The sequence below is a fragment of the Synechococcus sp. R55.7 genome, assembly GCF_047461955.1.
In the GTDB taxonomy this organism is placed as follows: Bacteria; Cyanobacteriota; Cyanobacteriia; order Thermostichales; family Thermostichaceae; genus Thermostichus.
Genome location: NZ_JANSIC010000173.1, coordinates 1 through 5,522, shown reverse-complemented (window position 1 = coordinate 5,522; position 5,522 = coordinate 1). Strand labels below are relative to the sequence as shown.

Genomic DNA, 5,522 nt, shown 5'->3' with positions numbered 1-5,522 from the left:
CCTAGTGCCAACCTGAGTCTGATTGGCAGTGGCTGGGAAAGTGGATCTGCTTCCTCAGCCGTAACGCTCTCCTATGTGGTCTTGGCCGGGATCCACCGTTGCTCAGCGGGTTTCGAGCAGAGGGATTGACTTTTGAAGCACGGACTAAAGGGAGAGGAGCCGGGGGTGGTTGCCTTTGGCGGCACGGAGCGCTTAAGACACTTCGGGAGAAAAATGGTTGAGGATCCGGGGGGATTGCAATGTCCTCGTCTCAATCGAAATGACCTCATTATGGGATCCCCACCTGGGCGCAGATTTGCCCCTGTCGGTCGAACAACGTCACCGCCAACAGCAGGGATCGACCGGCATACTTTTGCACATAGCCTGTGGCTCGCTCCAGGATTTGGCGAGCCAACTCCTGCATCACGGGTGCTGCCCAGCCAAGGCCATCCAGATGGTGCACCGCTGCCTCTACTGTCCGCAACTCCAGCACTTGCCGTGCCTGTTCTGCCGTTCCCCCACGCCGGATCAGGGCTGCCGCCAGAATTTCCAAGCGGGCATCGGCCACGTGGCTGGAAGTGGTGAAGATCCCCCCTGCCAGCTTGATCAGCTTGCCGTGGTAGCCGATCAAATGAATGGACTCCGCCCCCCGCAGCGCCGCTTCCACCAGCAACGGCCCTATCCAATTGGCTACTCGCAGGATCTGGTCTTCCGGGATCCCTTGCCCCAGCGCCACCTGCTGCCCATGGCTGCCCACGCAAAAGATCAAATGCTTGTGCCGCTCCAACTTTTGTTGCAGCTCTTGGCGGGCTTGCTCTAAGCTCTCAACACTTGAGGAAGGCTCCACCTCCGCCCGCGTTCCCAACAGGGCCAGCCCTTCCAGCACCCCAAAAGCGGCATTGGAGGTGCGCTCCGCCAGGAGCTTTCCTTCAGGCAAGATAATGCGAACCCGCAACCGGCAATCGGGGGGGATCCCCGGCAAAAGATTGATCTCAAACAAACGGCGGGCATAGGCATAAATGGCCGGGCTGCCATCGGTGCGTCGCCCCAGCCCTTCCCCGGCTTCCAAGATCAAGGGGGGATCCTCGGGATCCCTCTCCTCCAACCTCACCCAAGCCCAGACCGGTGTGTCGCGGGTGAGATCCAGGTGGGGGCCGGGATCCGAGCGGGTAATGGCCAGAGCTGTTGTCTTCTCCAAGGCAGCTACCTGCTCCACTGGGATCCGGATCCAAGCCTCAGGGGACCGGGGCTCAGCCTGCACCGCAACAACCAAGCGCCCCCCTTCCTTCTCCAAAGGGATCCCCAGAAGGTGGTGAAGAGCAGCCCTGGCCGAGGCAACGGCGAAAACGGGCAAGGTATAGCCCCGCGGTCGGGATCCCTGAACAGCATCCTGCATCTGCACAGCTTTTTGCTTCGGAAATGGATGACCGGAAAACCAAAATCTCCGGAAAATGCACACCTCAATTGTGGCTTGTGAGAGAACCCAGGAGTTTCGGGGAACACCTCCCGGAAGCAATCGTTAAATGATCTGGGGGAAGAAGAGGGGATCCGAAATTTGCCTTTTTCAATGAAGGTAGTCGAAAACTGGGGCAGCTATGAGCGAAGCAGTGCAGCACTACCTTGAGCGTCTGGAGTCGCAAATACAGGAGCTAAAAGCTGCCATCGAGCGGATGCCCGAGCAGGTGGTGGCTGTTCTCCTGGCTACCCAGGAAGCCAAAAAAAACACCCCCGCCCCCTCCCGTTACAGCGTTCTAATCTCAGACTTGGTGGAAGATGGCAGCCACAACTTCCTGCTGGATGATGAACCCACCGTGGTGAGCAACCGCAGCATGGGGCATGAGCTGGCCCCCGAAGCCCAAATACAGCGCCTGAGTGCCCAGTTAACCGCTGCCTACAACCGCATTGCCGCTCTGGAAGAGCAGCTCTTGGCCCAGCGCTTGCAACACTAGACTAAACCACTAAACTGACACTCATCTAGCAAGGCTTCAGCGGGGAACAGCAGAGGGCTTGCCTTTGCGTTGCACATCCTGCATCTGGAAGCCGTGTTTGCGCAGCTCTTGATCCAGCACCAGCTCGTTTTCCACGTGATCCACAAACAACACGCCGTTGAGGTGGTCGATTTCGTGCTGGATCACCCGCGCCAGCAAATCGTCCGCTCGAAGGGTGCGGGGCCGCCCCGTTTCATCCTTAAACGAAACCACAATCCCTTCTGGGCGCACGACCTCGCAAAACACCCCCGGAATGCTTAGACAACCCTCCTGCCCGGCAACGGCCTCGCCAATGTACTCCCGGATCTCCGGGTTGATCAGCACCAGCGGTGGCACCTCCGGCTTATCGGGATAAAGATCCACCACAATCATGCGCTTGGGAATGCCAACCTGCGGAGCCGCCAGACCAATCCCATCGAAGCTGTACATGGTCTGCAGCATGTCCCGGGCAAGCTGGCGGATCTCGTCGTTGACCTGGCTGATGCGCTTGGCCGGCTGCCGCAGCACCTTGTCCCCCATGCGATAAATGTGCAGGGGCGGATGCTTCAGCTTCACTTTGGGAACGGCAACAGAAAGGGTAGCCACCATCTGGCAGATCTCACAGAATAACAGCAGGTATCAGGCCTGGATCCCTATTCTACATTCAGTCCCAGTTGCGCCGAAACCACTGTTGCCTAACTCTCTTCTCCTTTTTGATTTTGAAGAGGGGGTAGGGACCTGTTTGGGATGATCATGGCTCAGGGTTGCCGTCGCCAGCCTCTGGAAGTCGTTGGGCCTGTTGGTCAATTCCCTGCTTAAAGCCCAAGGCCACCAAAATATTGGAGAGGGTGAGAAAAGCCTCTGCCCCTCCATGCAAGGGATCCACATTGGCCAGGGAAGTGCCGTAGTGCATCTGAGCGTACAGCCCTGCCGGGATGCTGACGGCCACAAAAAGCAACAACAGCCAAAATCCAACCAAAGCCAAACGTGGGATCCGGCGCAGCCGCGACAGAAAGAATAAAAAGACCAAGTAAGGGAACAGAGAGAGGGCAAATAAACTGTTCATCGCCTAGTCGGGATCCCCCTCCTGTGCAGGCTCGTCGGCTCTCTCAGCTCGCCAAATGCGGTAGGCAGCCCAAGCCAGGGTACAGTTGCCCAGCAAGGTCAAGCTGGCCTGTGCAGTCACCACCCAGTCTAACTTGGGGTCGTTGTCAAACCAGTGCCAGGTGATTGCGCACATTGCCCCCGACAAAGCAGGCAGCATCGCCCAGCTTAGACCTCGCCATTCGGGCCGGCCCACTCGCTCCCCAAATTGCCACACGAGCACAACAGCAGCGATCCACTCCAAAACACTGGCAATGTGAATCCACCAGGTGGGAAGCGAAAGGGCGTGCATCAGGCGCTGAGGGAATGACGCAGCAGTTGGCGGTAAGTGGCCTCCTGCAACAGCATTTGCTTGTGCAGTTTGACCAAAATGTCTTTGGCCTGCTCGGGGCTCATGCGAGAAACCAAGGTCTCGAAAGCCCGCTGGCGAAATTGCTGCTCCAAAGAGAGCTCTAGCGTTTCATCCATCATTATCACCTCAGGGTGCTCAGGTAGAGAGGTCTGCAAAGAGTTCCAACAGCGCAGATCTGGCCAGGTAGTGCAAGCAGGATAATACATATCTTAACAAATCGCAACAACGTGACAAGATGCCGGATCTCGACGTGCCGGAAGGGAGCTTGGCCGAGGCGAGGGCAGAGAACCTCAACCCAGTGGCAGAAAAAGTACAGGCCCGTCAAGTTGGACAAAGGTGCATTTTGGATGGGGAAGGGGGAAGATTTTCCGGCAGGGATCCCTTTACATCCTTTCACGTTGTGCGACTTAGCAAGGCTCCATGATAGAAGTGAAGTACTCTGGAGCTTTGTTGCCACCCTTGCTGATTGGTGACTTACTTTGCTTGAATTGCCATGACCATTTTTGTGGGGAACCTAAACTATAAAGCCTCAACAGAAGAACTGAAAGCTTTCTTCCAGCAGAGGTGGAACGTTAAGTCGGTTACAATCCCGATAGACCGAGAGACAGGTCAGACACGAGGCTTCGCGTTTGTGGATCTGGCAACCGAAGCTGAGGAGGACGAAGCCATCGAGAGCGCGAACGGGCAGGAATTCATGGGCCGGCCTCTGCGTTTGGATCGAGCCAGGCCCCGCCGCCAAGCCTAAGCAAAGATTGTTCAACCCTGGGTTTGCCATTCTGGGCAACCAAAGGACTCCGTCCCGCTAACGCGAACGGCAAGGTTTATCCCAACAGATGGGAGAGCTGCAAAGTCTCCAAGAGCGCCCAAGATGGTAAGGTTGCTACATCTTTCCGACATTCATCTGGGCAGTGGTCTTGCCTACGGCCACATTAACCCAGCTACCGGCCTGAATACCCGTTTGGAAGATTTTGTAGCTTCTTTGCGCTTGTGCATTGACCATGCTCTCAACCAAGCGGTGGATCTGGTGTTGTTTGGGGGCGATGCTTTCCCCGATGCGACACCCCCCCCTCTCCATCAAGAGCTTTTTGCCCAACAGTTTCGCCGCCTGGCCGATGCAGGGATCCCAACCGTCCTGTTGGTGGGCAACCACGATCAGTACGGGCAGGGACAGGGAGGCAACAGCCTGGCTATCTACCGCGCTTTGGGGGTCTCAGGCTTTATTGTGGGGGACAGACTGGAAACTCATCGGATCGAAACTCGCGGTGGCCCGGTGCAGGTGACCACTTTACCTTGGCTGAGTCGCTCTGCTCTACTCGCCCAACAGGAAAGCTTGGCGCTTGAAGGGGAAATCCTCGCGCATCAGCTCCTGCAGCGCCTCCGCCTAGCCCTAGAAGGGGAGATCCGCACCCTGCAGCCAGGGATCCCGGCGATTTTGTTGGCTCACGTCATGGTGGAGACAGCCCGCTACGGAGCAGAACGCCATCTTTCGGTGGGCAGAGGATTTACGGTGCCCCTTTCGCTGCTGGCTCGGCCTGCCTATCAATATGTTGCCTTGGGGCATGTACACCGTCACCAGGTGCTGTGTCGGGATCCCTTGATGCTCTATCCCGGCAGCATTGAGCGGGTGGATTTTGGCGAAGAAAAAGAGGAAAAAGGCTGTGTGCTGGTGGAAGTCACCCCTACGGGGGCCAGCTATGAATTTTTGCCCCTGCCAACCCGTACCTTTCACACCATTCGCCTGGATCTGAGCGCAGATCCACCCCAGCAGGCGCAGTCCAAGCTGCTGGCCGCCATCGCCAAGGCCCCCGTGGCCGGCTCCATCCTGCGGTTGATCTACCGCATACGGCCCGACCAGCTAGAGTGCATTGATGAGCGGGCTCTGCACAACGCTCTTGCCCCTGCTTTTAGCTACACCATCGCCCCAGAAGTGGTCAGCCCCAGCCGCATCCGTCTGCCGGGATGGGATCCCAGCCGACTTGAGCCCCTGACGGCTCTGGAGCAGTATCTGGCCGACCGCAGCGATCTGGCCCCCTTGCACAACGATTTGCTGGCCGCGGCCCGTCAGTTGTTGGAGGAATATGTGGATCCTTTACAAGACTGGGCCCCCAACTGGGAGGAGC

Annotated in this window: 8 protein-coding genes; 3 read left to right on the top strand and 5 right to left on the bottom strand. The window is 57.6% G+C overall.

What is annotated here, in order from left to right; genetic code table 11:
• Positions 1–268: 268 nt before the first annotated feature.
• Positions 269–1,375 (bottom strand): cobalt-precorrin-5B (C(1))-methyltransferase CbiD, encoded by a 1,107-nt coding sequence (gene cbiD, locus NW820_RS09490; protein ID WP_414407348.1) that lies wholly within the window; start codon positions 1,373–1,375, stop codon positions 269–271.
• Positions 1,376–1,574: 199 nt separating this feature from the next.
• Here cbiD and NW820_RS09485 point away from each other — a divergent pair, with 199 nt between their 5' ends.
• Positions 1,575–1,928: a hypothetical protein gene (locus tag NW820_RS09485; RefSeq protein ID WP_414350209.1), complete on the top strand. Its 354-nt coding sequence runs from the start codon at positions 1,575–1,577 to the stop codon at positions 1,926–1,928.
• Between the two features lie 36 nt (positions 1,929–1,964).
• Here the strand turns inward: NW820_RS09485 and def are convergent, their stop codons facing one another.
• From def to NW820_RS09465, 4 genes are all read right to left on the bottom strand, one after another.
• Positions 1,965–2,555: a peptide deformylase gene (gene def / locus NW820_RS09480; RefSeq protein WP_414350211.1), complete on the bottom strand. Its 591-nt coding sequence runs from the start codon at positions 2,553–2,555 to the stop codon at positions 1,965–1,967.
• 142 nt (positions 2,556–2,697) lie between these two features.
• Positions 2,698–3,012 carry a DUF3593 domain-containing protein gene (locus NW820_RS09475; RefSeq protein ID WP_011434312.1) on the bottom strand — a complete coding sequence of 105 codons (315 nt, stop codon included), beginning with the start codon at positions 3,010–3,012 and terminating at the stop codon, positions 2,698–2,700.
• 3 nt (positions 3,013–3,015) lie between these two features.
• Positions 3,016–3,342 (bottom strand): DUF2499 domain-containing protein, encoded by a 327-nt coding sequence (locus tag NW820_RS09470; RefSeq protein ID WP_414407347.1) that lies wholly within the window; start codon positions 3,340–3,342, stop codon positions 3,016–3,018.
• Positions 3,342–3,518 carry an NblA/ycf18 family protein gene (locus NW820_RS09465; RefSeq protein WP_041437678.1) on the bottom strand — a complete coding sequence of 59 codons (177 nt, stop codon included), beginning with the start codon at positions 3,516–3,518 and terminating at the stop codon, positions 3,342–3,344. Before NW820_RS09465 ends, NW820_RS09470 begins: the two co-directional genes overlap by 1 nt.
• Before the next feature lie 377 nt (positions 3,519–3,895).
• On the opposite strand from NW820_RS09465, the gene NW820_RS09460 reads away from it, so the two are divergent.
• Entirely contained in the window at positions 3,896–4,147 is a 252-nt protein-coding gene (locus NW820_RS09460; RefSeq protein ID WP_011434316.1) for an RNA recognition motif domain-containing protein, read from the top strand.
• A gap of 123 nt (positions 4,148–4,270) precedes the next feature.
• Positions 4,271–5,522 (top strand): metallophosphoesterase family protein (locus NW820_RS09455; RefSeq protein WP_414407346.1); only part of this gene is annotated, 1,252 nt, incomplete at its 3' end.

Excerpts from the sequence above, each read along its gene's own strand:
- cbiD (WP_414407348.1), bottom strand. The coding sequence starts at position 1,375 with ATGCAGGATGCTGTTCAGGGATCCCGACCGCGGGGCTATACCTTGCCC.
- NW820_RS09485 (WP_414350209.1), top strand. The coding sequence starts at position 1,575 with ATGAGCGAAGCAGTGCAGCACTACCTTGAGCGTCTGGAGTCGCAAATA.
- def (WP_414350211.1), bottom strand. The coding sequence starts at position 2,555 with ATGGTGGCTACCCTTTCTGTTGCCGTTCCCAAAGTGAAGCTGAAGCAT.
- NW820_RS09475 (WP_011434312.1), bottom strand. The coding sequence starts at position 3,012 with ATGAACAGTTTATTTGCCCTCTCTCTGTTCCCTTACTTGGTCTTTTTA.
- NW820_RS09470 (WP_414407347.1), bottom strand. The coding sequence starts at position 3,342 with ATGCACGCCCTTTCGCTTCCCACCTGGTGGATTCACATTGCCAGTGTT.
- NW820_RS09465 (WP_041437678.1), bottom strand. The coding sequence starts at position 3,518 with ATGGATGAAACGCTAGAGCTCTCTTTGGAGCAGCAATTTCGCCAGCGG.
- NW820_RS09460 (WP_011434316.1), top strand. The coding sequence starts at position 3,896 with ATGACCATTTTTGTGGGGAACCTAAACTATAAAGCCTCAACAGAAGAA.